Source organism: Sporofaciens musculi, from assembly GCF_009830285.1.
Classification (GTDB): Bacteria; Bacillota; Clostridia; order Lachnospirales; family Lachnospiraceae; genus Sporofaciens; species Sporofaciens musculi.
The window spans coordinates 19,188-43,136 of record NZ_WUQX01000002.1 but is presented as its reverse complement, the minus strand read 5'-3'; the positions used below and the strand labels follow the sequence as shown (position 1 = coordinate 43,136).

Genomic DNA, 23,949 nt, shown 5'->3' with positions numbered 1-23,949 from the left:
AAATGCGCCCGTCCGAAAAGCCCGGACGGGCGCATAGGCATTGTAAGCAGTATTCAGATGATTAGACAGTTCATATATATAAGCGTAGTTTCCCCGGTGGTGGGCGGGCTTTTTTTGATAAGTCAATAACTGTCGGATTTTGTCGATATGCTTTTTGCTTCATGGCGGCTACCTCCTTTAGCCGCCGATTTCAACAGTGATACCGCGTCATTCCTTGAGAAGATAAAAAAGAAACGGCGGATTTGATATTTCAAAACCGCCGATAGATTAGATATTGCGTAAAAAGGCATACAAAAACATCTGCTCCTCTAACGGTTTTTTTCTTTCCCCGTTAAGGGAGCAGATAATATTATTTAAGGATTGTGTACAGTTCAAAAAAACTTTCCTCTAAAGATACCTACTTCTTTAGTTGGTAGAAGTCATAAAATGCAGCGTGTTTAGTAATAAGTTCTTCAAATGTGCCATGTTCAATTATTTTTCCGTCTGCCATAAATACAATTTCGTCATAGAGTGTAAGAATATCGCTGCTCATATTATGAGTGATAGTAAGTAGCGTTAAATCAGATATTGCCAATAGCCTACTTTCAATATCATACGCAGTTTGCATATCAATAGCAGACGTACCCTCGTCTAAAATCAACAGTGGCTTCTTGCGAATTAAAGCTCTTGCTACGGCTCTTTGTTTCTGTCCGCCGGAAAGGTTATCTCCATTTTCTCCAACGTGATATTTAAGTCCGTTTGGTACTTGCTCAATAAACTGTGATAAACCACTATCAGACAATACGGATTGCAATTCTTCTTTACTGAAATCTTCGTGTAGGCAAATATTATCAAAAATGCTCTCATCAAACATATAAACATTCTGATGAATGACCGACGATAGCGCAGTTATTTTATCAATATCCAAAACGGAAAGACTATCTGTGTCATATAGTACATTACCTTTGAAATTAGAGTAATATCCGGCAATCAACTTAATAAACGTAGACTTTCCACACCCACTTTTACCGACAAAAGCATATTTTTTCCTTTATCAATGGATAGTGAAATACCGTTTATGACTTCGTTTTCTTTATCATAGGAAAAATGCAAATCATCTACATAAATCATTTTTTTGAAAGAGGGTGGTTTTTTCGTATTTGTGTCCTGTTCTTTGTAATCTGAAAGGTTATTTAACTTCTGTGTAATTGGTTTTATACTCTTGATTTTTGGAATATTGCTAAAAATAATCAGTAATGGATTTGCAAGGTTACTGCTTACCTGTACCATGCCTAACAAGGCTCCTGCACTGATACGACCAATAATAATGAAGTATGCAGAAAGAAAAACAACAACCACTTGAACAAGAAGCGCAAGCACCATAGAAACCGCTTCATTTGCTGCAATCGCCTTGTCAACAGAATATTTTGCTTTTATAGTGTCCTCGTTACTTATTTCAAATCGTGAGAGGACATATTTTTTCATTCGATAAGACTTGATAACCTCAAAACCGGATAACAGGTCTTTTACATGGTTTGTAAAATCGGATAGCATATCAGAATATTTATCCTGTCGTTTGGAGAGTAGTCCTCCGAATAGACTGGGTACAATAAGCATGATAGCGATTGCGATAATCACGCAGACTGTAACGATAATGTCAAAATAAATCATTACAGCAAGGGAAGCTATAAAAATAATCGTATATTGGATAACTTGCAACAGGGGAAGTAAATAGTTATCTTCAATCATTTTTACATCATTCGTAATTGCGGATAAATAATCAGCAGTATTATTTTTAGAGTAGTCCTCTATCGTGTGCCGTTCAATTCCTATAAAGGTTTTAGAACGGACAGCTTTCATAATTTTACAGACAAATTTTTTGCTAAACAAAGATTGTAGGTACATGAATACTCCCATAAGTGCAAAGTAGGCTAAAGAAAAGAGTAGTATTCTGATAAAGCCGTCCATATCGCCCATATCTACAATATCCATAACTTGTTGCAATAAGATAGCAATAAATACATAAGATAGAGAACTGATTGCAGTAAATAATATGGTAAGAAAAAGCAAAAATTTGTATTGTTTTAAGTATCGTATCATATAGCGGTGTCCTCCTATTTTCTGTTAAAAAGTAAATCGCAGGCAAGTCCTACTGCCCCTAAACCAAACAGACAGGTGGCGGCTGATTTATAGCCTTCGGATAAATGTGCAGCCCCTATCATCAGACCCATTTCTGCCGCAGCAGATATAGACTTAGATACAATGCGGAATGACCGCTTTTTCCATGCTTCATTTGCGACAACTTCAATTTTGTTTGCAGCATTTTCGATTTTTTGGTCTAAATTTGACATAGTATTCTCCTTTCATACATTAAGACGGTATGTATCTGTCGAAAAAATAATACCTTACGAATGAATGTATAGTTTGAAAATAAAACTGCCTTTTGCAAGGCAATTTTATCTATTCGCCTACGTTTAAGTGTTCAAAGTAATTCTGTGCCATATCGAAAATTTCATCATCAATAATCGGCAAGTTCATACTATCTAACAAATATTTAATAAATGCAAACTTTGAAAGCAGTTCTTCCGGGGTTGCAGGATAGACAGAGGGAATTAACCAAAAATTTGTAAGTAATGGCAAAAGTTCAGATAGTTCTTTTGCATACTCGGTTTGGATAGAGCCGTCCTCTATTCCCTCTTGAATAAGTTGCAACCAAAGAGGGGCAATCAATTTCCTGTTTGTATCAGCCAGTTCAGCCAACAAGCGGGGATTTTTCAAAAGAGGAATACTCTGTTTTCCAAGTTCAGTCCTATCATTATCTGCATGGTTTAACTTAATGACTTCACGCATTTTTTCTAAACCATTTAGGTTCTTCTGATTTTGTACGGTAACAAATGGATTGTTGTCAAAAAAGAGTTTCCCCCCTAATGCGTCAATAATTTCCTCTTTCGATTTGAAATGATGATAAATTGCTCCTTTAGTCAATCCACCAAGTTCATTTACAATATCTTGAATAGTTGTATTGTCGTACCCTTTTTCCATGAATAACCGCTGTGACACTTCTAATATCTTTTCAACGGTTATTTCAGGATATTTATTACGCGCCATGTATCTACCACCTCCCATTTCATTCGTTTGGTATGTATTATATTCTTTTTGCGTCTGCTTGTCAAGATACATTCAGACGGTATTTAATTGTAAAGCAGAATAATATGTTTTATTTTGGCTAACTAATAGAACTGTGTAGGCATATCCAAAAGCAAAGGTGAACAGTAGAATGTAATAGGGTGAATAATTATGGCAAAAAGACCAGTACCAAAATACGACTTCAAGGCTTTTGGGGCAGCGATAAAGGCAGCGCGTGAGGGGCGCAAGGAGAGCCGCAAGAAAGTAGGCGACGAAATGTTTATCTCACCGCGCTATCTTGCGAACATTGAGAACAAGGGGCAACACCCAAGTTTACAGATATTTTTTGAGCTGATACAGCGTTACCATATATCCGTAGACCAATTCCTGTTAGACACGCCCGCCGCAAAGGATACAAAGCGGCGGCAGCTTGACGCGCTCCTTGACGGTATGAGCGATACGGGCATACGGATTGTGACCGCAACAGCAAAAGAGATTTCCGAAGTCGAAAAAGAGGGCGAATAGGAATGTCCGGCTTAAAACTGAACAGGATTTAGAGAGCGTTGTAATCTTTTGAGATTGCAGCGTTTTTCTTTGTGGAAGTTTGGCAAAATCGCTTTTTCTCCGTAGTAGAGGATAAGAGCCTAAAGGATAAAAACATTCGTAGCAAGCATAGGAAGCGGGTACCCACTTCCGTATTTTCCCCCTCCGCTGCGGCGCGTCGGTTGAAAATGGCTTGTTGGGAAGTGTCCCAAACCCTCGGAACGGAAAGGAAAGGAGCGAATACATGGACGGACGGAAAAGGACGGTGCAAATCAAATTCAGAGTGACGGAAGCGGAACGGGATTTAATACTGGAAAAAATGAAGCTCGTACCCACCCGGAACATGGCGGCATATCTGCGGAAGATTGCCATTGACGGGTACATCATTCAGATAGACCATAGCGACATTAAGGCAATGACCGCAGAGATACAGAAAATCGGTGTCAACGTCAACCAGATAGCACGCCGCGTAAACGCGACGGGGAACGCATACCAAGAGGACATAGAGGAAATAAAGGGGGTGCTTGCGGAGATATGGCGGTTACAAAGATTAAGCCTATTAAAAGCACTCTAAGCAAAGCCCTTGACTATATCGAAAACCCGGACAAGACAGACGGGAAAATGCTTGTGTCCTCTTTCGGCTGCTCCTATGAAACGGCAGATATTGAGTTTGAATATACCTTGTCCCAAGCACTCCAAAAGGGGAACAATTTAGCCTTTCATCTGATACAGTCCTTTGAGCCGGGGAAGTAGATTATCAGAAAGCCCATGAAATCGGAAAGCAGCTTGCCGACGCGGTAACAAAGGGGCAGCATGAATATGTACTCACGACGCACATTGACAAAGGACACGTCCACAATCACATTATTTTCTGCGCCGTAAATTTCGTAGACCACCACAAATACAATTCCAACAAAAGGAGCTATTACGGCATACGGAACATGAGCGACAAGCTGTGCCGGGAGAATGGCTTGTCCGTCGGCGTTCCCGGCAAGGGCAGCAAGGGAAAGAGCTATGCGGAGTACCAGGCAGAAAAGACGGGTACCAGTTGGAAAGGCAAACTGAAAACCGCCCTTGACGCGCTTATCCCCCAAGTTTCCAGTTTTGAGGAATTGCTAACGCGGTTACAGGCGGCGGGCTATGAGATAAAGCCGGGGAAATATGTGTCATGCCGCGCCCCCGGACAGGAACGCTTCACACGCCTTAAAACCCTCGGCGCAGACTATACAGAGGAAGCCATAAGGGAACGGATAGCGGGCAGACGGACAAAAGCGGTGAAAGCTCCCAGAGAACAGCGCGGCGTGTCGCTGCTTATCGACATTGAGAACAGTATCAAGGCGGCGCAGAGTAAGGGCTATGAACAGTGGGCGAAAATCCATAATCTGAAACAGGCAGCGAAAACAATGAATTTCTTGACGGAACATAAGATTGAGCAGTACGCAGATTTAGTCAGCCGGATAGAGGAAATGGCAGCGGAAAGCGGACAGGCGGCAGACGCATTGAAGAACGCCGAAAAGCGGCTTGCGGAAATGGCGGTGCTTATCAAGAATGTTTCCACCTACCAAAAGACAAAGCCCGTCTATGACGCATACCGCAAGGCAAGGAACAGGGAGAAATACCGCGCCAGACAGGAACAGGCAATTATCCTCCATGAAGCCGCCGCAAGGTCGCTGAAAGCGGCGGGCATTGCAAAGCTCCCGAACCTCGCCGCGCTGCAATCGGAGTATGAAGCCCTCCAAGCGCAGAAAGAAGCCCTTTACGCCGACTATGGGAAGCTGAAAAAGAAAGTCCGGGAATATGACATTATCAAGCAGAACATTGACAGCATTTTACAGGCAGACAGACAGCCGGAACGGGAAAAAGAAACGGAACGATGATATATTTGTGTAGATTTTTTAAAAAAATTCATTATAATGATTTTAGGAAAGAGGGGTAACGTGAAAAATCAAGGAAAAAAAGTATTAAACATTTTGCGTTCACAAGTTTTTTATAATGTAATAAGTCTAATTGCACTGATTGTATCATTTTCTACACTTATTTTTACAGTATATAATCAAGTAAAATACGATAAAATCAACATAATTCTTTCAGAGGGATTTGAAAAGAATAGGATGATTGAATGTGTCATAAATGAAGATGAAGCATATTTGAATATACCTCTAATTATTACAATAACTAATAAATCAAATTTAGTACAGCCAGTAGACAGGATAGATGTTGAAATTGCTGATACCTCAAAAAGTGATTATGAATGGAATGAGATATATGAAATATCGGGTGACAAATTGTATTTACCTGTTAATATACCAGAACAATCCTCATATGCTTTTCAGTTAAATTTACATCTTCCATTAGAAGAAAAAACTTTACAAGAGATATGCGAATTGTATCTTATAAACAATCGAAGTGGAAGATATGAATTAGGCACAATAAATGATTTTGAAGAAAAAACAGATGATATTAAATACTCTGAAAGCCTTTCTCTATCAGACATATTAAAAACCGTATACTACATAAATTTTTGGATGCCAAATTCAAAACATGATTATCCAGTGGTTCAATACATTTATATGTTTCCCAAATAAAGAACAGGACGCGGAAGCCAGTATATGACTTCCGCGCCCTGTCTTTTTGTGGGTGCTGTTTTCGTGAATGTTACGCAGTAGAACGCCATTTTCGGGGGTAAAGGTATAAAGTATCGCCTTTCTGATTTTCACGCCCGGAAAGCCCTGTAAATCAAGGGATTTTCCGCGCCTACTGCGTAACAGGGGCGCGTCTTTTCCTCATGCGCTCGGCGGCTTGTCTGCGGGTGATACGTTTCCGGCAGACGGGGCAGTATTTGACGCTGTTAGAGGTTGACGCAAAGAACGCGCCGCACTCGGTACATTTCTTCTTATCCCCTGTCTGGTAAAGCTCCGCATAAAGCAGCCTGTCGGCGGGAAGCACCGCAACCCGGAACCACTTGCAGAGAAGCGAATAGGAAATGAGCTGCGGACATACGCACTCGTCCCCGTCGTCCAGTAAGATACAGTTCCCGTTATCATAATTGCAGCACGTCCGGCGCACAAGGGCGTTTACTTTCCGGCTTTGGGGCGGCGTCAGCCGCTTAACCCCGTTCATGCTTCATCAGCGGCGTAAATGGGAAGCTCTGCAAATTCCGCTTCGGTCAAAGCGTCCACTTTGGAAAGGGTGCGCTTTGCAAGCTCCCGCATATCCGCGTCCATGTAGGGCAGCGCGGCGTTGACATTCTCAATCAAAGCCCGCTTGCCGCCCTCGTTGTAAATGCTCAAAAGGTTTGTTTCTTCAACAGTCAGTCTAATCATGCTCATACCTCCATATCGTGATTTTTTGTTTTCGCCACCGCCTTTTTCGGGGCGGTCTTTGCCTTGTCTGCTTTAAGCTGCGCCCGGATAGAGGGGCGGGGCTTCCTTATCTCTCTGTCCCGGTTCTCCCCCTTGTCAATTAGCGCATACGTCCCATGTCTGCCCTCGATTTTGGAAAAGGAAAGTGTCTTGTAGGGCAGCATGGAGAAAAGGCGGTCAGTGTCCTTTGTCCCCGCAAGCCGCATGAACGCCGGGGAAAGCTCTGACATGAAATGGGTCTTGTTCGGGCTGTTCGGCGTGTCGTGCCGCTTCATTTCCCGCACAATGCGCCGCGCTTCCGTTTCAATCAGTCCGTCCCGCAAGGCTGCGATATGCGCCTTGAAGTCCCCCGGCGAAAGCTGCTCCCGGCTGCGCCGTTCTTCCTGTAAAATAGCTTGCAACGCGTCCGGGTCGTTGGGTAGGGCTTCAAAGTGTTCAAACTTCCCAAGCTGCGGGTCTGGGGTTCCGTCAAAATATCTCCCGGCTTCCTGTACCCTTTCCCCATGCTCATAAATCAGCTTCACCGTATCGGCGGGCAGCTCCTTTTCCTTGACACGCTCATAATGTTTAGCGTAGTCCAGTTCGTACAGATTGCCCTTGATTTTCCCGCGCTCCTTGCCCGTCAGCTCGATTGCATAGGCAAGTACGCGGTCGCTTGTCTGCTCCATGTAGAAACGCCATGTATTGTGGGGCGCGGTGTCCTTTAGGAAAACGTCGCGCTCCCGGAAGCAATGCGTCCCAGACGGGCGGCAGAACCACAAAAGGGTCTTGTCCTCCCTGTGGGGGCTTGCCGCCGCCTTTGCGATAATCTCCTTGTCAATCTCCAAGTCGCTCTGGTAAAAGCCTGTATTCTGCTTCATAATCGCTTCAAGGGAAGCGGTCACGTCCACGTTTTCAAATCTGCTCTGTTCCGGCATGGGTCAGCTCCTTTCCAAGTCCTGTGACTTCTGCTTTGCGTTTTTCTTCTGCGCCTTTTCCTTGTCGGCTCTAAGCTGCGCCCGGATAGAGGGCTTCTTTTCCGGCTTCGCTCCCTTGCCGCGCTCCTTGTCGGCTTTGACAGCATTAGCCAGGTCAACAAGGGAAATCTGCTCGCCCGCCTTTACCTTTGCTTCCAGTTCGTCAACGGTGGGGGTGTTGTTGATGATACCGTCAATCATGTTCCCGTTCTGCTCTGTGGTCTGCTCGGCGGTTTTCAAGGGATTGTCCCGCTGCGCCTGTTCTGCGGCAACGGCAAACGCCCGCGTCCCATTCCCCATAATCAGATACTTTCCGTCGTCCGACTGGTGGTGAAAGCCATATCCGGCGGCTTCTATCTGCTCCCGGCTCATAGCGGTCACATGGAAAGTCCCCCTCGGTGTTTTGATAGTTTCGCCCGTTTCCAAGTCGTCCGGGGTAAGCTGCTTTTGCTCCTGTAAAAACTCCGGCACTTCCCGGAAGCCTACGCTATCAACGAAATGCGCCGCGTCCTGTCCGTCCTGATGAAGCACTACCACGTCCGAAACGGAAAGGCTGTGTCCCTTAAAATCTTTGGGGTGGTCGATATTGAAACGGGCGTAAATATCTTCAAGGGAAGTTTCCGGCGCAAGGGGCGCGGAATAGACAAGCTCATAGTTCGCCCTGTCAACCACATTTCCCGCCGCCTGCAGGCGGTCGTATGGCTCAAAGCGCAAGTCCCTTGTTTCGTCCCCGCCCTTTATCTGGTAAATGGAAAAGGTGTCTTTGTCCTGTCCGGCGGTCTGCGCCGTTTCCTGTGCCTTTGCGTAAAGTTCTTTTACCTCTGCCTGTGTCAGTTCCCCGGCGTTCAGTTGCCCCATAAGCTCGCGGCATTTTTCGGGTGTGCCGATATACAGAACGTCGCCTATTTTGGCTTTCCCGTCCTCCTGTGGAACGTATGCTTGCAGAATAGAAAGATTTTCCCGGCTGTCGCTTCGGGGGTTCGCGTGTACTTGATAGATGTACTCTGGTGTTAGTATATAAGTGTGGACAGGAAAAGTTGAACAACCTATACTATCAAGTGAAAAAGCAAAGGAGATGTTTTACATGGCGAAAAACCAGAAATCTTACACTCCGGAATTCAAGCAGCAGATCGTGGATCTGTATAATGCCGGAGGAACCTCGTATCCGCAACTGGAGCGTGAATATGGCGTAAATCGAAGCACACTCAGCAACTGGGTAAAACAGCTCTCCCCCATCAAAGTATCCGGGGAGGAGACGGTCACCCTTAAGGAGTATAAGGCTCTCCAGAAAGAAATCCAACGCCTTAAGATTGAGAATGAAATATTAAAAAAGCGACCGCCATATTCGCGAAAGAACAATAGCCGAGATTGTTTCCTTTATCCAGAACAACTTAACCCGCTACTGTGTATCTCAGCTTTGCAGCGCTCTGAAATTCCCAAGGAGTACCTATTACAAGGCTCTGGTTTGTGTACCCTCAAATAAGCAGAAGGCATATGCGGAATTCGGCAGGAAAGTGAAACAGGCATATGATGACTCAAAACAAAGGTATGGGGCTGTCAAAATATGCCGTGTGCTGAATGATAATGGTACACCTTGCAGCGTCAAGAGGGTGCAGAGGCATATGGCAGAGCAGGGACTGCGCTCTATCGTAGTAAAGAAGTACAATCATCATGCCAACCATGGCAGCATCCCGGAGGATAAGAAAAATATCCTGAGGCGTGATTTTGGGACGGAGACCATCAACCAGAAATGGTGTACGGATATCACTTACATCCATGTACAGAAAGAAGGATGGACCTATCTGGCTTCTGTCATGGATCTGTGCAGCCGAAAGATTATAGGGTATGCCTATGGCACATCTATGACGGCGGAACTGGCGGTTAAAGCGGTAGAAAACGCATGCCTGAATGTCAGGGATACCGAGGGGATCATCCTTCATAGTGATCTTGGAAGTCAGTATACGAGCCAGGCATTTGAAGACTGCCTGGGCAGTAAAGGAATCCTGCATTCATTTAGTCGTAAGGGAAATCCATACGATAATGCCTGTATGGAATCTTTCCATTCCGTACTGAAAAAGGAAGAAATCTATCTTCATACTTACCAGGATTTAAGGGAAGCTCGCAGAGCAATCTTTAAATACATAGAGGGCTGGTATAACCGTAAACGGATCCATAGCTCTATCGGTTATCTGACACCACAGCAAAAGGAGGATGAGGAACTCACAGCATAATCTTTCAACTTTTTTTGTCTAAAGTATTGACATAGATCCACTCCTGTGGGGGCTGCGCCTGTGCCGCTTCCTTTTGGCTGCGGATATGCGCCCGCAGTAAATCAGTGGGCTTTTCCCCGGTAAGGGGCTGAATGGATTTCACATAGTCTGCCGCATAATAGGCATTATTGGTTAGCTGCCGCTGCCATGCTTCGGCTTTGGGTGACCACCGAAAACCATTGCTTTTCAGTTCTGTCCGCGTCGCTTCGTCGGGCTTCCCGTCAAAAAAGATTTGCAGACGGTTTGCTTCGGTGTTTGCTTCCACTCTGCCGCCCTCAAACTCCCAACCGACAAAACCGATTTCTTTTGTCTGTGAGAGGGATTTAATGCGGTCTTTGACGCGCCGGATTTCTGCGTTGTTGTTGGATAACGCCCATGTCGCGAAAGGCTTATCCCCCAAGTGCCATTGGCTCGACATATCGGCTTTCAGCTTTTCAAGCTGCTCCGGCGGTAAATGCGGGCAACCGTCAAGGGTCTTATGCTTGCGGTAATAGGCGTTGACTGCTTTCATGGTTTCCTGTGATTTTTCCAGTCCCGCAAGTTTCTTTTGAAGTTTCTCGACTGCTTGCGGGTCGTCCGCGCTGATACCGCCCATTCCTGTGCTGCGGATTTTATCAAGCAAGCCCTGTATGTCCCGGTATTCCTGCATATTCCGGTCGGTGGCGGCGTTCTGCTTTTCTTTCTTCCTTGTGGGGAAGTTGGAACCTCCGGCAATCAAGATAGAGGGAACGCGCCCCGCAATTTCATAGCCCTTGTTCATATTCGCCGCCAGTTTCCGGGCATAAGTGTCAAGCAGACTGTCAATCTTTTCATGGTACATAGGGTCAACACGTTTTTTCTGCCGTTCCGCGATTTGTACGGCTTCGTCAATGTAGCTGCGGTATTCTGCCGTTGCGCTGCCCGGTTTGTAATCGTAAAAGCTGCTCATATCCTTTGCGCGGCGGGCGGCGGTTTCGTTGATAGAATAGTAGGGGGCGGCGGCTTGCTGCGTTTCCTGTGCTGTGGCGGTTTCCTGTGGGGCTTCGCTGCGGGTTTCCTGTGCTGTGTCCGCTTGTTTCTGCGGGGCTGCTTCGGGCTGCTCCGGCGCGGGGGGGTCCGGCGGCTCTGTTACTGCTTCGGGCTGCGCCTGTGCCTGTCCTTTTGCCTGTTCCTTTTGGATTTCCGCAAAATGTCCGTCAATGGCTTCAATCAGCTTTGCAGCGGTGCTTTTGATGATTTCAAGAGAGCTTTTCAGCTCGGCAAGCTCCCGTCCGCTGCTCCACCCGGCGACATAGCCGAAGGAATAATCCGACGTGTCAAGCCCGTAATGTTGGCAGACGGTAAAGGCGATACTTTCAGCCTGTACCTCGCGGGTGCGACGGTCGGGGCGTTCCGGCGCGTCGATAGCGGTATCATGTAGCGTTGCATGGGCGATTTCATGGATAGCAGTCTTGATATTCTGTAATTCGCTCATGCCCTCGTTGATGATGATTTTTCTTTCCTCATAGTTGCAGCGTCCTTTTATGCTGCCTGTCAGTTCGTCAAAGCCAACGGCAAAGGGCGACGTTTTTTCAAGGGCGGCAAAAAAATCCGGGTACTGTTCCACATTGCCCGTCAGCTCGGCGGCAAGGGTGGGCAGCTCCTTTCCCTCGGTCTGCGCCACGTCAAAGACAGAAACGACAATAAACTTTGGTATCTTGATTTCCTGTACTTCGGTGACGGGCTTTCCGTCCGCGCCGATTATGGGCTGCTGCGTGTCCGGGTCAAGTTTTTCTACCTGCTTCCGTATGGTCTTTTCGGTAGGGGCGATAATCCGTATTCCCTTTTCATCTGCCTTTACATGGCGGTTGATAAGCGGGTCTTTCCATGCGTTGAAGCCCATGACATGGGTAGCGTCGGGGGCTTGCATGGCGATTAAGACGGTGTTCCGCAAGCTGTACGTTGGAAACTTTGACATGACGCGCAGATAGTCCGCATAGCGTTCACTGTCAAACAGTTCTGTAATGCCGCGTTCCAGGTGGGCGGCAATCTCTTTCAGCTTCCCGTCGGAAGTGTCGGCGGTAGGGATAATCGGGATAACCGGGCGCGGTTCGGCAGCAAGGGCGGGCTGCATTGCGGCAGCGTCAAAATCTTCTTTTTCCGGGTCGGGGCGTTCTGGCTGCGGGGGCTGCGGCGTTACCCGGTATTCCTGCGGCACGTCGCGCCCGTCGTACCATTCTGTAAAGGTGTTGCGGTTGTTGTAGATATAGCCCTTTTCGGTAAACATACCGTCGTCGTTAATGGAAGCGTCCCGCCCGTATTCCTCATACATGAAATACCGTTTCACTTCGTCGGATAGCTCCGGTTCTTCCAGTTCGTCAACCAGATAATGCCCGTATTCTTCTTCACTGTGGACGGACGGATAAAGCCAGTAGCAGTCAAGGTTCTGTGCAAGGTTGATGATGTCCTGTAAGCTGTCGGCATGGTCGCCGTATTCAATGGCTGCAATGAATTTCTCCCGGTCGTCGTCAAACTGCATTTCCAAGAGCTTTCCTAAATAGTTCAGCTCGTCGGGGTGGGAATACTCGCTTAAATGTTCCGTCAAGCCGGGGATAGGGGATTGAAATTCTGTGAAATGCCATTCCTCATAGTGCTTGAAGTCAATCCCGATACGGTCAAAGACTTCTTTCAGATGTTCGGCAGTCGTGGGGAACGTCACCCATTCGCCCGCGGGTCTGCCCTCGGTGTACTTTCCAAGATTGGAAAGATAGCCGCTTAAAATCGGTTCTGCCATTTGTTCGCTCCTTTCTTCGTTCATCATGCGGTGCATAAGCTCGTAATCTTCAATGCTCATGCTCCCGTCAAATACATAGGGGTTAAAATCCTCACCGTCCCGGTAGGGCTTTTCGGAAAAGGGAAGCCCCGCTTCATGGGCGGCGGCTCTCGCTTCCTCGATAACCTCCGGGGGAAGCCTGTCGTCATGCGCCCCGATAAAACCGTCAATGTCGTTCATGCTGTTTTCGTAGTGGTAGCGCACTCCGGCGGTCAGCTCGTCAAGGCTCATGTCCTCGCCTAAATGCCCGCAGTAATAGCCGTTTAAGATAACGGCGGCGGGGTCGGTGCTTTTGATTTCCTCTAACCGGCTCCTGTCCTCCGGGTAGAGGGTGTCGTCCATATCAAGATGAAAATATTCCGCGTTCCATGAACGCCCCTGTTTCCAGAACGCTACCCATGCGATACCGTCCCTAAGCTCGTCTTGATAGTCCTTTACGGTGTCCCGTAAACTTGCCATAAATGAAAACCTCCTTTCTCTGCGTCAGCGTCACAAGCTGCATTTTTTGGCTGCATAGCCTACTACGGCACACCCGCATTTCTGCCAAAGATTTATGAAAATTTTCAGAGGGTGAAGCCCTCCGCAAAAAGAGGGTTTGGGAAACTTCCCAACAAGCAAAATCCCCGTCCGGCGCGTCAGCGGCAGGACAGGGATTTACGGAAGTGGGTACCCGCTTCCTATGCTTGCTATTCAAGTTTTTAGTTCTTCTGTACTTCGATACGGTAGTTGACGTATTTCCCGCCAGTGTCAGCCAAAACGATAGTTCCGTCGTAGGTCTTGCCTGTTTTCGGGGAGTAGAGCTTCTTCACATTCGCCTTGCCGGATTTAAGGAGCGCGGCGGCAATCTTCGCGGAAAAAGCGGTCTTGCGTTCCTCGAAAAAGCGGTCGTTCTTCCACATGACAAAGGCACATTCTTTGTTGCCGCAATAATAGTTTTTCTTCCCCTCATAGACGGGAGAGCCGCAACGGGGGCATTTGCCGACAGAGGGCTTTTCCTCCCGGAACAAATCCTTTTTCCCGTCCAGTGCTGCGGCGTGTGTCTGCACAAGCTCCCGCGCCATAGCTTCAATGCCGGACAGAAATTCGCCGGGGTCTGCGGCTCCCTTTGCTATCTGCGTCAGATTGTTTTCCCATTCTGCGGTAAGCTGTGGGGAAGTGAGCATATCCGGCAGCACTGATATAAGGGCGGCTCCGTTCTGCGTGGGGATAAGCTGCTTCCCCTTGCGCTCCGCAAAGCCGCCCTTTACCAGTTTTTCAATGACGGCGGCGCGGGTGGCGGGAGTGCCAAGCCCCCGGCGTTCCGCGTCCGGGTCAGTGTCCCCGTTCCCGGCGCGTTCCATAGCCGACAAAAGGCTTGCTTCGCTGTGGGGCTTCGGCGGCGTTGTGGTATGCTCCGTTACTTTTGCGGCGGGGTTTTCAAAGCCCTGTCCCTCGGAAAGCTCCGGCAGCGTCACGTCTGCATTTTCCCCGTCCTCTGCTTCGGGCTTGTCTTTCAGCGTCGCCCGGTATCTGCGTTCAAGCTCTTTCCAACCCTCCGCAAGTACGGTCTTTCCTTTTGCGGTGAAGTCTGTCCCGGCGCATGAGAAAACCGCCGTAACCGCTTCATAAATATGCGGCTCGGCGGTGGCAAGGAGCAGACGCGCCCCCGCAAGGGTAAGGATATTTTTCTCGCTTTCCGGCAGCGTGTCCGGGTCAGCCTTTGCAAGCTCCATAGTGGGAATGATTGCGTGGTGGTCTGATACTTTTTTACTGTCTAATACCTTTGCAACCTCCGGCGTGAAATTTACGCCCGCCATAAAGGGGAGCTTGTCACAAAGCAGCGCGATAATGCCCGCTGCGGTGCCGCCCATGTCGTCAGTAAGATAGCTGCTGTCTGTCCTCGGATAAGTAAGGAGCCGCTTTTCATAAAGGGCTTGTGCAAGGTCAAGGGTCTGCTTTGCGGTGTAGCCGAAAATGCGGTTCGCTTCCCGCTGCAAAGAGGTAAGGTCAAAGAGCTTCGGCGAGGCTGCGGTTTTCTTCTCTCTGGTAAGGGAAACGCATACCGCCGTTTCTGTTTCGCAAGCTCCTTTCAGCGCGTCGGCTTCTGCCTTGTCTGAAATCCTTTCGCTTGCCGCTTCCGCGCCGGATAAATCAAGGCGAACATGATAATATTTTTCTTTCTGGAAATGGGAGATAGCCACGTCCCGGTCGGTGAGCATTTTTAAGGTCGGGGTCTGGACGCGCCCCACGTTCAAGGTCTTTCCATACAGGCAGGAGAAAAGCCGGGTGGCGTTAATGCCGATAAGCCAGTCAGCCTTTGCGCGGCAGAGGGCAGACGCAAAGAGCGCGTCATAGTCCCGCCCGTCTTTGAGGGAAGCAAAGCCCGCCTTAATCGCCCCGTCCTCCATTGAGGAAATCCACAAGCGGCGCATGGGCTTCTTGCAGCCCGCCGTTTCGTAGACAAAGCGGAAAATCAATTCACCCTCGCGCCCCGCATCACACGCATTTACCACTTCGGAAACGTCGGCGCGGTGCATAAGCTCTTTTAGGGTTTTGAATTGCTTCCCCTTGTCCGGGTCAACGGTGTACTGCCATTCCTCCGGCAGAATGGGTAAGCTGTCAAGCTGCCATTTCCTGTACTGTTCCCCGTAGGCGGCAGCTTCCGCAAGCTGTACCAAATGCCCGACGCACCATGAAATGAGGTAGCCGCCGCCCTCGATATATCCGTCTTTCTTTTCTTTAACGCCAAGCGCGGCGGCGATAGTCTGCGCCACGCTCGGTTTTTCTGCAATCACAAGTCTAAGTGCCATGAAAAAATCCTCCTTTCAGCGTTCCGGCTCGCTTGCCTTTTTCTCCTGTATCTGTTTCAGACAGTAGCCCACACAAGGGAGCTGCCCTTTGTACGGGCAGGAAGCGCAAGCCGGGGAATGGGGAACGGGCGGCGCATTGTCACGCCGCCCGCCCGGTCTTTGTATCATCATCTTTTCAAAGGGATTGTCGGTAAACAGGGTCATGCTTCCTCGTCCTCCTGTTCTTCATCAGAAAGCCCGTCCCCCTCGTCCGGCTCCGGCTCGTCCTCGTCGTAATCGTCAAAATCGAAATCTTCAAGGTCGGTGTCGCCCTTGACGCTCTGCTTCGGTTTCATAAACTTAAAATAATAGAACGCGCCCCCGCCGCCAAGAAGTGCCACGACAAGGAAAAGCACAAGCCCGCCTGTATTGCCTTTCTCTTTGGGCTGCTCTGTTGGTTCCTCGGTTTCCGGCTCCGCTTCCTTGCCGCTGCAAGCGGTCATGTTGTCCTTGCAGACGGGGCAGCTCACATTCACTTTCCCGGCTTCGCATTTCTCGGTACAACTGCAAACGGCGGGCGGGGCTGCTTCGGTGCTTCCGTCCTCCATAAGTGCTAAGAGGTCGGCTTCGTCCACTTGATTAAGGAAATGTACGGTGTCCTCGCCCTCGTCGTCCCGGTCAATGAGGATATAAAAGTAATTGCCGTTTTTGGTCGTTACGGTGATAAGCTGCTTGTTGCCGCCGAAATCGTCTACAAGGGTCGCGTTCCCGTCCGGGGTAAGGGGTTCTTCCTTTTGGGGTTCCTCGTAGACAACGCCGCTGTCGTTGGTGTCGTCCTCTCCCTCCGGGGTCTGTGCAAAAGCGGTAACGGAAAAGCCGCCCATAAGTACAAGGGCGGCGCAAAGTGCGGTCAGTGGTCTAAGGATTTTCTTATTCATTCTCGGTGTCCTCCATTTCTTCGTTGTCGTGGTCTGCGGGTTCTGCGGGGTAGCCCGGCGCGGCTTCCATGCCCGGAATACCGCCCCCGGAAAGCATAGCGGAAAGCTCATGCGGGGAAAGGCGCATGGAGCGCACAAGCTGTACGATTTGCAGGTTTTCCGCTTCGGTTTTCTGCGCTTCAAGCCCCCTTAATTTGTTCTGGTACTCGGTGATTTTCTCGCGGGTCTTTGCAATCTCCTTGTCGATACGTTCAATTTTGTTCATAGCCATCAATAAATTTCTCCTTTCAGATTTTCTGTGTTATGTTTGTTTTTAGTTCCGGTTCATCAGCCCGTAGCCTTTAATACAGGAGTAATTAACGGGGTAGCTCTTTATCTTGCAGGCGTCGCCGGAATTGCCCTCGACGGTATAGACGCGCTCCCCGTCCGTTCCGATAACAAGCCCCACATGGTCTGCGCTCCCGTCCCCGTCCCAGTCGAAAAAGATAGCGTCGCCGGGGGCGATATTCTCATAGCCCCTCGCGCCCCATTGCCCGCGTGACTGGAACCAGGGTACGCCCTGTGACTGGCACCCGGCAAAGCGCGGCTCGCTCTTTCCGGCTTGATTGTAGCACCATGAAACGAAACAGGCGCACCATTCCACGCGGCTGTTAAATCCGTACCAGCTCCAAAAGGGTCGCCCGCCCACGTTGCCGACTTGCTGCTTCGCAAGGTCTACAACGGCGGTGTTGCCGGGGCGTGTGCCGTTTACAAGCTGTACGCCGCTTAAATCCTCGGACGCGCCCATATCGGGGGAGCCGCCGCCAAAAATCAGCGGCTTGTTTCCGCTTGTTTCCAGATAGACGCGGTACATTTCAAGCTGCTCCGGCGTTAGAAGTTCCTCCGCAATCTCGGAAATGGGCTTGTTCGTCAGTTTCACGTTGAGGATATGGTACTCGTAGGGTACTTCCTCGGTGGTGGTTTCCCCTGTTTCCGGGTCGGTGCTTGTTTCTGTGCGGTAACGGATTTCCGTTTCTTCCGTCAGCGTCAAAGTGTACTGCATGGCAAAGACGCGGTTTAATTCTGCCTGTGCGCTCTGCGGGGTGTAGGTCTGTAAAGGGCGGTGAGGTAGGACGCTAACTCATGGGGGTTATGCCCGATACTGTCAAGGTCATAGCGGTATTCGTCATAGCCGGGGTGGGTGCTTTCGATATTGTCAATCTGCTGCTGAAGCTCGTTTTCCTTTGCGGCGTAATTATTTTCCGTCGCCACAAGGTCGCTGTCCTCCGACGTGTAGGAAGTCCCAAGTATGCCGTTCATCAAGCCGGAGAACATGGAACCGCAAGAGGAAAGCCCCGCCGATACCATGATGAATAAGAGCAGCGCGGCAACGGCGATACATACGCCCGCCGGGTGCCGCCCTACAAAAGCGATTGCCCGTTTGGTTTCCTCGGTGGTTTTCTTTGCCGCTTTCCTTGTATTCTCCGCTGCCTTTTTTGCTGTGGCTGTGCCCCCTTTTTTCGCTGCCTTTGCATACTGCCGCTTGATTTGCTGCTTCTGCATGAAGCGGGAAAGGGGATTGCCCGCAATCTGCGGATTGTCATGCAGGGCTTTATGGTACTGGAAATCCACATTCGCCTTGAACGCCGCTTTCTCTGCCTTTGACGCCGCCCGGTAGGGTTTCAGCTTGTGGCTGCGGTAGCCCTCCTTGACTTTCCGCGCCCCGTACTTTGCGCCGCGCTCTGCCAGTTCTTCGGATTTGTGCGCCCCCTCAACGCCGGAATTGTCCTTTTCAACGGAATGTATCTTGTTGTGGACGAAAATACCCGCTTCCTGTGCGGGGCGGGATAGCGGGTTATGGTGGGGTTTGTTCTTTCCTATGGGCTTTTCCCGTTCCTCAAAGCGTAGGCGGGTCTTGCCTTTCCCGGTGGTTTCATCAAAGGTGCGCTCCCGTACAAGTTTCTTTTCTTTGGGGATAGCCGCCTTTGCAGCGTCCAGACGGTCGGCTGCTTTGTCCGATTTTCGGATATACTTTTCAAGCTCCGGCGTTGCCCGTTCCTCGTCGGTAAACTGCAAACGGGAAGATTTTTCTTTTGCTGTGGCTTCTGCCTGTGCCTTCCTCGCCGCCTTTTTGCTCGCCTTTCTGGTACGCGCCCCGTCGATACGCTCCAAGACGCGCTCGGCTGCGGCGGTGTCCTGTTCCCGTTCTGCCCCCGGCACATGGGGAAGCGGCGGCGTGTCGGTTAAGGGCGGGGAAGTTGCACCGCCCGGTAGGGGCTGCGCTGCCTGTTCCGGCTGCGGCGGGGCTTCGGTCTTTGCAAAGTCCGCGTCCCTTATCCGCTTGCTGATACGTTTCTTTTTCCCGGTGGCGGCGTTTACCTCGACAGCCCCCTCGCGGGTCATTTTCTGCGTGACTTTTTCACGCGCTTTATATTGTTTTATGTGTCTGTCCCTCCAATCCGCGCCCTTGCAAGGGCGCAATACTCGGCGTTTATCTCAATGCCTATATACCTGTCAAGCTGCTTTGCGGCTGCCCCCGTCGTGCCGCTGCCGAAAAAGGGGTCAAGCACAACGCCGCCTTTCGGACAGCCCGCCTTGATACAGGTTTCGGCAAGTTTTGGCGGGAACGCGGCGAAATGCCCGCCCTTGTAGGGAACGGTATTGATAAGCCACACGTCCCGCCTGTTCCGCATGGTCGGCATGAGGGCTTCGTCGTAGTAGCTGCCGCTTCTCGCCCGGTTAAGCCCCTGTACGTTCCCCTGTCCGGGTACTTCGTCCGCATATTTCTGTCCCGCGCTGCGCCCGGTGCGGTACCGCGCCGCCGTTGTGGGGCTAACGGCTCGGCTATGGCGGCTGCGTCATAGAAATATTTCTTTGACTTCGTAAGCAGAAAGATATGTTCATAGCAGCGGGTAGGGCGGTCTTTCACGCTCTCCGGCATGGGGTTTTCTTTCTGCCAGATAATGTCGCTCCTTAAATACCACCCGTCAGCGCGTAGGGCAAAAGCTAAAAGCCAAGGGATACCGATTAAGTCCTTTTGTTTGCAGCCGGAAACGCGGTTGTTTCTTGCAATCTGCTGTCCGTTCCTCCCTTTCGGGTTCTTCGGGTCTGCATGGTAGCCCTTGTTCCCTGTGCCGCAGTAGGTGTCCGCGATATTCAGCCAGAAAGTGCCGTCAGAACGCAGTACCCGGCGCAGCTCGCGGAAAACCTCGGTCAGCCTGTCAATGTACTGCTCCGGCGTGTCCTCCCTCCCAATCTGCATATCAAGCCCGTAATCTCTAAGTGCGTAGTAGGGCGGGCTTGTGACGCAACAGTGTACGCTTTCCTCTGGAAGCTCCCGCAAGGCATAGAGCGCGTCCCGGTTGATGATGGTGTCAGTTTTCAGCCCGTTCATGCTTCGCCCACTTCCTCCGGCTTCGTCGTCATTACCCGGTAAAGCTCGGTGTCTTTCGGGAAACGGTCTACAAAGGGCAGCACCACGTTCCCGTAGAAGATAAGCCCCTCGCCCGCTTCGGTGTGGGTGACATATTTCATCTGCTGCGGGGAGATGTTGAGCTGCTTTGCAAGGATAGCCCGGTCGCCCGCCGCCTGATTGAGCATGAGGACAAAATCAGAGTTTTCAAAGATATTCTCCACTTCGCGGGAAGCAAGCAAATCCTTGACGTTCTGCGTAATGGCTGTGGGTATGCCGCCCCATTTACGGAAACGCTTCCAGATTTCAACGGAATAGGCGGCGGTCTGTTCCTCTTTCAAGAGAAGATGAAATTCGTCCATAAAATACCGGGTGGATTTCCTTTCTGCCCGGTTGACGGTGACGCGGTTCCATACCTGGTCCTGCACAATGAGCATACCTAACTTTTTGAGCTGCTTCCCAAGCTGCTTGATGTCAAAGCAGACAAGGCGGTTGTTCAGTTCCACGTTGGTACGGTGGTTAAATACGTTAAGGCTCCCGGAAACATAAAGCTCCAATGCCGCCGCGATACGCGCCGCTTCCGGCTCCGGCTGCTTCAAAAGCTCGTCGTAGAGGTCGCCCAAAATCGGCATTTTCTCCGGGGCGGGGTCTGCAAGGAAAGGGCGGTACACGTTCCTAACGGCGCGGTCAATGACGGTCTTATCGACGGGCTGCAAGCCCTCCTTGCCGCCTATGACAAGCTCGCAGAGGGAGAGGATAAAGTCGGATTTCAGCGCAAGGGGGCTGTCGTCCTCGCTGTAATTAAGGTTAATATCCATAGGGTTTACATACTGGGGTTTCCCGTCAATGCCCTTGCCCGTAGGCGACAAGCGTATCACTTGCCCGTCAAGCCGCTGCACAAGGGAAAATACTCTGCTTCCGGGTCGCAGATAATTATGTCGTCGTCTGTAATGAGGAAAGCGTTTGTCATTTCCCGTTTGGCTGCAAAGGATTTCCCGCTTCCCGGCGTACCCAAGATTAAGCCGTTGGGGTTTTTAAGCTGCTTGCGGTCGCAGAGTATCATGTTGTTAGACAGGGCGTTTAAGCCGTAGTATAAAGCCGCGCCAGATTGAAAAAGCTCCTGTGTGATAAAGGGGATAAAGATAGCGGTGCTTGACGTGGTAAGCCCCCTTTGAATGGGGATAAGGTTCTCCCCAAGCGGTACAGAGGACATAAGCCCCGCTTCCTGTTGGTAGTCAAGGCGGGTTAAGGCGCAGTTGTTCTTCTGTGCTATACCCGCCGCCGCGAACACGTCATTTTCCAGTTTCCTTTTTGTGTCTGCCATGTTCACCACAAGGAACGTCAAAAGGAACATTCTTTCATTCCGGCTCTGCAAGTCCTGTAAGAGATTTTTCGCTTCGCTGCCGAAAGTGGCAAGGTCGGACGGGATTATATCCATGTCATAGCCGCTGCGTACCGCTTTTTTCTGTTCCTCGATTTTCATTTTGTCAAGGTCGGTGATTTTCCGCTTGATTGTCTTTATGGCTTCGGTCTGGTCGATACTGTGGATATGCAGATTGACGATAACGCCCGTTTCAAGTCCAGAATATCCGATAAGATACGGTCGTTTAATTCCGGCGCAAGGATTTCAAGGAATGAAACCGCGCCGATTTTGCGCCCCATGCGGAAATACCGCCCCTCGCCAAAACGGAAAGAGGACGGGGCGATAAAGTCCTTTGTGGAAAGCCCGGACGGGGCAAGCCATGAAAAATCAAAGGCAAACTGCCCGCCCTCCGGGTGGAAAATGCCATGCAGCATTTTAAGGCGTTCATAGCCTGTCATGGGGCGGGCAGCTACGCCCAAGAGCTTAAAGTTGTTCAGTACGTCCGTTTCGATACGGGCAAGGCGGGATTTCGCCGCGCCCAGACTGTCGGCTTCAATGGCAAAGGTGATATATTTTGCTTTGACAAGCCCGTTGTTGCCCTTTGCAAGCTGGTTTTTCAGCATATCCCGGTATTCTGTTCGGATAGAATTGAAAGCGTCCTCCTGTGCCGGGATATTGACCGCTTTTCCGCTTCGCCCCGCTGCGTCCCCTGATTGATGAAAGAGAGCTGCACCGAAACGGAAGCGTCAAAGTAGTTTAGGAAGTCGCACCAGTTCTCAAAAATGGCGGTCTTGTCGTCTGCCTGTGCAAGCTGATAGTTAATATCTTCAAAGGCGACGGTCTTTGAATATTTCCGTCCCGTAACCTTGCAGATACCGTCCGGGTACATCTGGATATAGGGGATTGTCTGCTGCGCGGTGTGCGCTTTCCGTCGCCCTTTGCCTGTCTGATGATTTCCGCAATCTGCTTTTTCTCGGCGCGGGTGAGCTTGCGGGGCGGGTTAGGCTTTGCGCTTCCCGCCGCGCTGTTTCTTCGTGTTTCCTTTTGCAATCGCTGATACCTCCTTTTCAAGTTTTCTCTGCCGTTCTAAGACGGAATAAAAGTTGTCTGTCCTGTATGGTCGTTCTTTGGGGGCTATGAATTTCGTCTGAATTATGTTCTTCACCACCACTTCAAGGGGCTGTCCATGCTTTTCATACATGGCGAACAGGAAACAGGGCAGCATGACGGCAATCATAGCCATAGACGCAAGGCTTGTGCCTGTGCTGTCTTTGAGCAGAAAGAAAAGCGGCAAGCCGAACAGGAGAGCCGCCGCAAAACATACAATCTGCCGTTTGGTAAGGTTGAACGCTACTTTTGTCTTGACTTTGGATAAATCTTTGGGTACGGGTACATACGCCAAGTGAAAACCTCCTTTCTCTGGGTTTGGTGTTGCTGTAATCTCCCATAAGGGTAATCAAGGCAAAGGTCAATTTATGCCCTTTGCCCGCCCGTATTTTATGGGGGTTATCCGCGTCAAGGTCGGGTCGTATTTTCGCCGCTTCGCTCTGAAAATCTCCACCCTATCCTTGACACGCCGCTAATGCGCGGAGAATATCGACTTCGCCAGTGCGCCGGATTTGAACAGGGAGAAACAGAGGATAACGGTATAGGCTGCAAGGGAGAATATCGCGCTGTGCAGATTGTCCGCTATTATCATGTTGTTCACCAGTACGGCGTAAATGCCGACGCATATCATTATGAGGAAGCCTTGAAAACCGATAGCGAACAGGGATTTGAGGTAGTTGTTTCCTATCTGCCCCCATTCCCGGTTCGTCATAGTTGCAAACGGGATAGGCGATACCGAACAGTAAAGGTAAATCTCTATCATTCTTCCGTAGAGGATAACGGTTATCAGTACGGACATGATTTTCATGCACAAGCTCACAAGGCTTGTTTCCATGACAAGTAAGAGCAGTTCGGGGATTTCCATAGCGTCAAGCCCGTCCTGCATGGAAGCAAGGGCGGCGGCAACATCAATCTCTGTGCTGCCGCCGATAACCCCCGCCGCGCCGGAAACAACGTGCTGCGCCATATCGAACACCGCCATAGTGATGTCAAAGGTGTGCGTCACAAGGTAGACTGCCACAAACGCCTTGAACACCCACTTGAAGAACATGGAAGTGTCAACGTCGTGCATATTGTTCTTTTCCGTTACCATGCTGATAAGCTCATAGCATAGGACGTAGGTAATGACAAGCCCCGCAATGGGTACGATTACATTCTCACTAAGGGTCTGTATCATGGAGAATATATTTGCGTTCCACCCTTGCGGGGTCTGCCCTACCTCTGCGGCGATAGTGCCGACTTTTTCGTTTACGTCCCCGAACATAGTTGACAGATTACCGTTTATGGCTCCTATGAGGATTTCCTTTATCCATTCGTTAATCGCGTCAAGTATGCTCTGCATAAGCCTTTACCCG

18 protein-coding genes and 5 pseudogenes are annotated in these 23,949 nt (G+C 49.8%); 5 read left to right on the top strand and 18 right to left on the bottom strand.

The genetic code is table 11. The annotated features are described in order from the left end of the window. Positions 1-397 precede the first annotated feature (397 nt). The 4 genes from GN277_RS30705 to GN277_RS27640 all read right to left on the bottom strand — a co-directional run bounded on the left by GN277_RS30705 (position 398) and on the right by GN277_RS27640 (position 3,087). A complete protein-coding gene (locus tag GN277_RS30705) occupies positions 398-973 on the bottom strand; it encodes an ATP-binding cassette domain-containing protein (RefSeq protein ID WP_244325019.1) in 576 nt (191 codons plus the stop codon). Further along, positions 970-2,079, bottom strand: coding sequence for an ABC transporter transmembrane domain-containing protein (locus GN277_RS27650; RefSeq protein WP_244325018.1), 1,110 nt, complete (start codon positions 2,077-2,079; stop codon positions 970-972). Before GN277_RS27650 ends, GN277_RS30705 begins: the two co-directional genes overlap by 4 nt. A 14-nt stretch (positions 2,080-2,093) precedes the next feature. After that, positions 2,094-2,330: a hypothetical protein gene (locus GN277_RS27645; protein ID WP_159757358.1), complete on the bottom strand. Its 237-nt coding sequence runs from the start codon at positions 2,328-2,330 to the stop codon at positions 2,094-2,096. Between the two features lie 109 nt (positions 2,331-2,439). Then, positions 2,440-3,087 (bottom strand): TetR/AcrR family transcriptional regulator, encoded by a 648-nt coding sequence (locus GN277_RS27640; RefSeq protein ID WP_159752925.1) that lies wholly within the window; start codon positions 3,085-3,087, stop codon positions 2,440-2,442. A gap of 189 nt (positions 3,088-3,276) precedes the next feature. Between GN277_RS27640 and GN277_RS27635 the strand changes: the two genes are divergently transcribed. The 4 genes and pseudogenes from GN277_RS27635 (at position 3,277) to GN277_RS27620 (ending at position 6,233) form a co-directional block, all read left to right on the top strand. Further along, positions 3,277-3,630 carry a helix-turn-helix transcriptional regulator gene (locus GN277_RS27635; protein ID WP_009447119.1) on the top strand — a complete coding sequence of 118 codons (354 nt, stop codon included), beginning with the start codon at positions 3,277-3,279 and terminating at the stop codon, positions 3,628-3,630. A gap of 262 nt (positions 3,631-3,892) precedes the next feature. Beyond that, on the top strand, positions 3,893-4,222 hold the full coding sequence (locus GN277_RS27630) for a plasmid mobilization protein (RefSeq protein WP_004081247.1): 330 nt from the start codon (positions 3,893-3,895) through the stop codon (positions 4,220-4,222). Beyond that, positions 4,183-5,525 (top strand): annotated as a pseudogene (locus GN277_RS27625) (relaxase/mobilization nuclease domain-containing protein). Before GN277_RS27630 ends, GN277_RS27625 begins: the two are co-directional and overlap by 40 nt. 60 nt (positions 5,526-5,585) lie before the next feature. After that, a complete protein-coding gene (locus GN277_RS27620; RefSeq protein ID WP_159757355.1) occupies positions 5,586-6,233 on the top strand; it encodes a hypothetical protein in 648 nt (215 codons plus the stop codon). A 169-nt stretch (positions 6,234-6,402) separates the two neighbouring features. Here GN277_RS27620 and GN277_RS27615 read toward each other — a convergent pair whose 3' ends face one another. From GN277_RS27615 to GN277_RS27600, 4 genes and pseudogenes are all read right to left on the bottom strand, one after another. Next, positions 6,403-6,768, bottom strand: coding sequence for a cysteine-rich VLP domain-containing protein (locus GN277_RS27615; RefSeq protein ID WP_002585089.1), 366 nt, complete (start codon positions 6,766-6,768; stop codon positions 6,403-6,405). Continuing rightward, on the bottom strand, positions 6,765-6,977 hold the full coding sequence (locus tag GN277_RS27610) for a transposon-transfer assisting family protein (protein ID WP_456300604.1): 213 nt from the start codon (positions 6,975-6,977) through the stop codon (positions 6,765-6,767). Before GN277_RS27610 ends, GN277_RS27615 begins: the two co-directional genes overlap by 4 nt. Further along, the gene (locus GN277_RS27605; RefSeq protein ID WP_159757349.1) at positions 6,974-7,927 is read right to left on the bottom strand and encodes a hypothetical protein; all 954 of its coding nucleotides are present in this window, start codon (positions 7,925-7,927) and stop codon (positions 6,974-6,976) included. The genes GN277_RS27610 and GN277_RS27605 overlap by 4 nt, the downstream gene beginning before the upstream one ends. Positions 7,928-7,930: 3 nt before the next feature. Further along, positions 7,931-8,977: pseudogene (locus GN277_RS27600) on the bottom strand (YodL domain-containing protein); the annotation flags it as partial. 73 nt (positions 8,978-9,050) lie between these two features. Between GN277_RS27600 and GN277_RS27595 the strand changes: the two are divergent. Further along, positions 9,051-10,197, top strand: a protein-coding gene (locus GN277_RS27595) for an IS3 family transposase (RefSeq protein ID WP_244325017.1) whose coding sequence is annotated in 2 segments (ribosomal slippage) — positions 9,051-9,304 and positions 9,303-10,197 — 1,149 coding nt in all. Because the reading frame shifts where the segments join, the coding sequence is not laid out codon by codon here. 4 nt (positions 10,198-10,201) lie between these two features. Here the strand turns inward: GN277_RS27595 and GN277_RS27590 are convergent. The 10 genes and pseudogenes from GN277_RS27590 to GN277_RS27545 form a co-directional block, all read right to left on the bottom strand. Further along, the gene (locus GN277_RS27590) at positions 10,202-13,486 is read right to left on the bottom strand and encodes an antirestriction protein ArdA (RefSeq protein ID WP_244325016.1); all 3,285 of its coding nucleotides are present in this window, start codon (positions 13,484-13,486) and stop codon (positions 10,202-10,204) included. Positions 13,487-13,725: 239 nt separating this feature from the next. Continuing rightward, positions 13,726-15,816 carry a DNA topoisomerase 3 gene (locus tag GN277_RS27585; RefSeq protein WP_159757346.1) on the bottom strand — a complete coding sequence of 697 codons (2,091 nt, stop codon included), beginning with the start codon at positions 15,814-15,816 and terminating at the stop codon, positions 13,726-13,728. A gap of 15 nt (positions 15,817-15,831) precedes the next feature. Then, entirely contained in the window at positions 15,832-16,020 is a 189-nt protein-coding gene (locus tag GN277_RS27580) for a hypothetical protein (protein ID WP_159752915.1), read from the bottom strand. Next, positions 16,017-16,733 carry a DUF4366 domain-containing protein gene (locus tag GN277_RS27575; RefSeq protein ID WP_159752913.1) on the bottom strand — a complete coding sequence of 239 codons (717 nt, stop codon included), beginning with the start codon at positions 16,731-16,733 and terminating at the stop codon, positions 16,017-16,019. The genes GN277_RS27580 and GN277_RS27575 overlap by 4 nt, the downstream gene beginning before the upstream one ends. Continuing rightward, complete coding sequence (locus GN277_RS27570) at positions 16,726-17,004, bottom strand: DUF4315 family protein (protein ID WP_009003586.1); 279 nt, start codon at positions 17,002-17,004, stop codon at positions 16,726-16,728. The genes GN277_RS27575 and GN277_RS27570 overlap by 8 nt, the downstream gene beginning before the upstream one ends. Positions 17,005-17,046: 42 nt before the next feature. Next, a pseudogene (locus GN277_RS27565) lies at positions 17,047-19,115 on the bottom strand (CD1108 family mobile element protein). A gap of 35 nt (positions 19,116-19,150) precedes the next feature. Further along, positions 19,151-20,106, bottom strand: a pseudogene (locus tag GN277_RS27560) (DNA-methyltransferase). Then, positions 20,103-22,537 (bottom strand): annotated as a pseudogene (locus GN277_RS27555) (VirB4-like conjugal transfer ATPase, CD1110 family). Before GN277_RS27555 ends, GN277_RS27560 begins: the two co-directional pseudogenes overlap by 4 nt. Continuing rightward, a complete protein-coding gene (locus GN277_RS27550) occupies positions 22,488-22,889 on the bottom strand; it encodes a PrgI family protein (protein ID WP_002569171.1) in 402 nt (133 codons plus the stop codon). Before GN277_RS27550 ends, GN277_RS27555 begins: the two are co-directional and overlap by 50 nt. Before the next feature lie 177 nt (positions 22,890-23,066). Further along, positions 23,067-23,936, bottom strand: a complete 870-nt coding sequence (locus GN277_RS27545) for a VirB6/TrbL-like conjugal transfer protein, CD1112 family (RefSeq protein WP_002595174.1) — start codon at positions 23,934-23,936, stop codon at positions 23,067-23,069. Positions 23,937-23,949 lie beyond the last annotated feature (13 nt).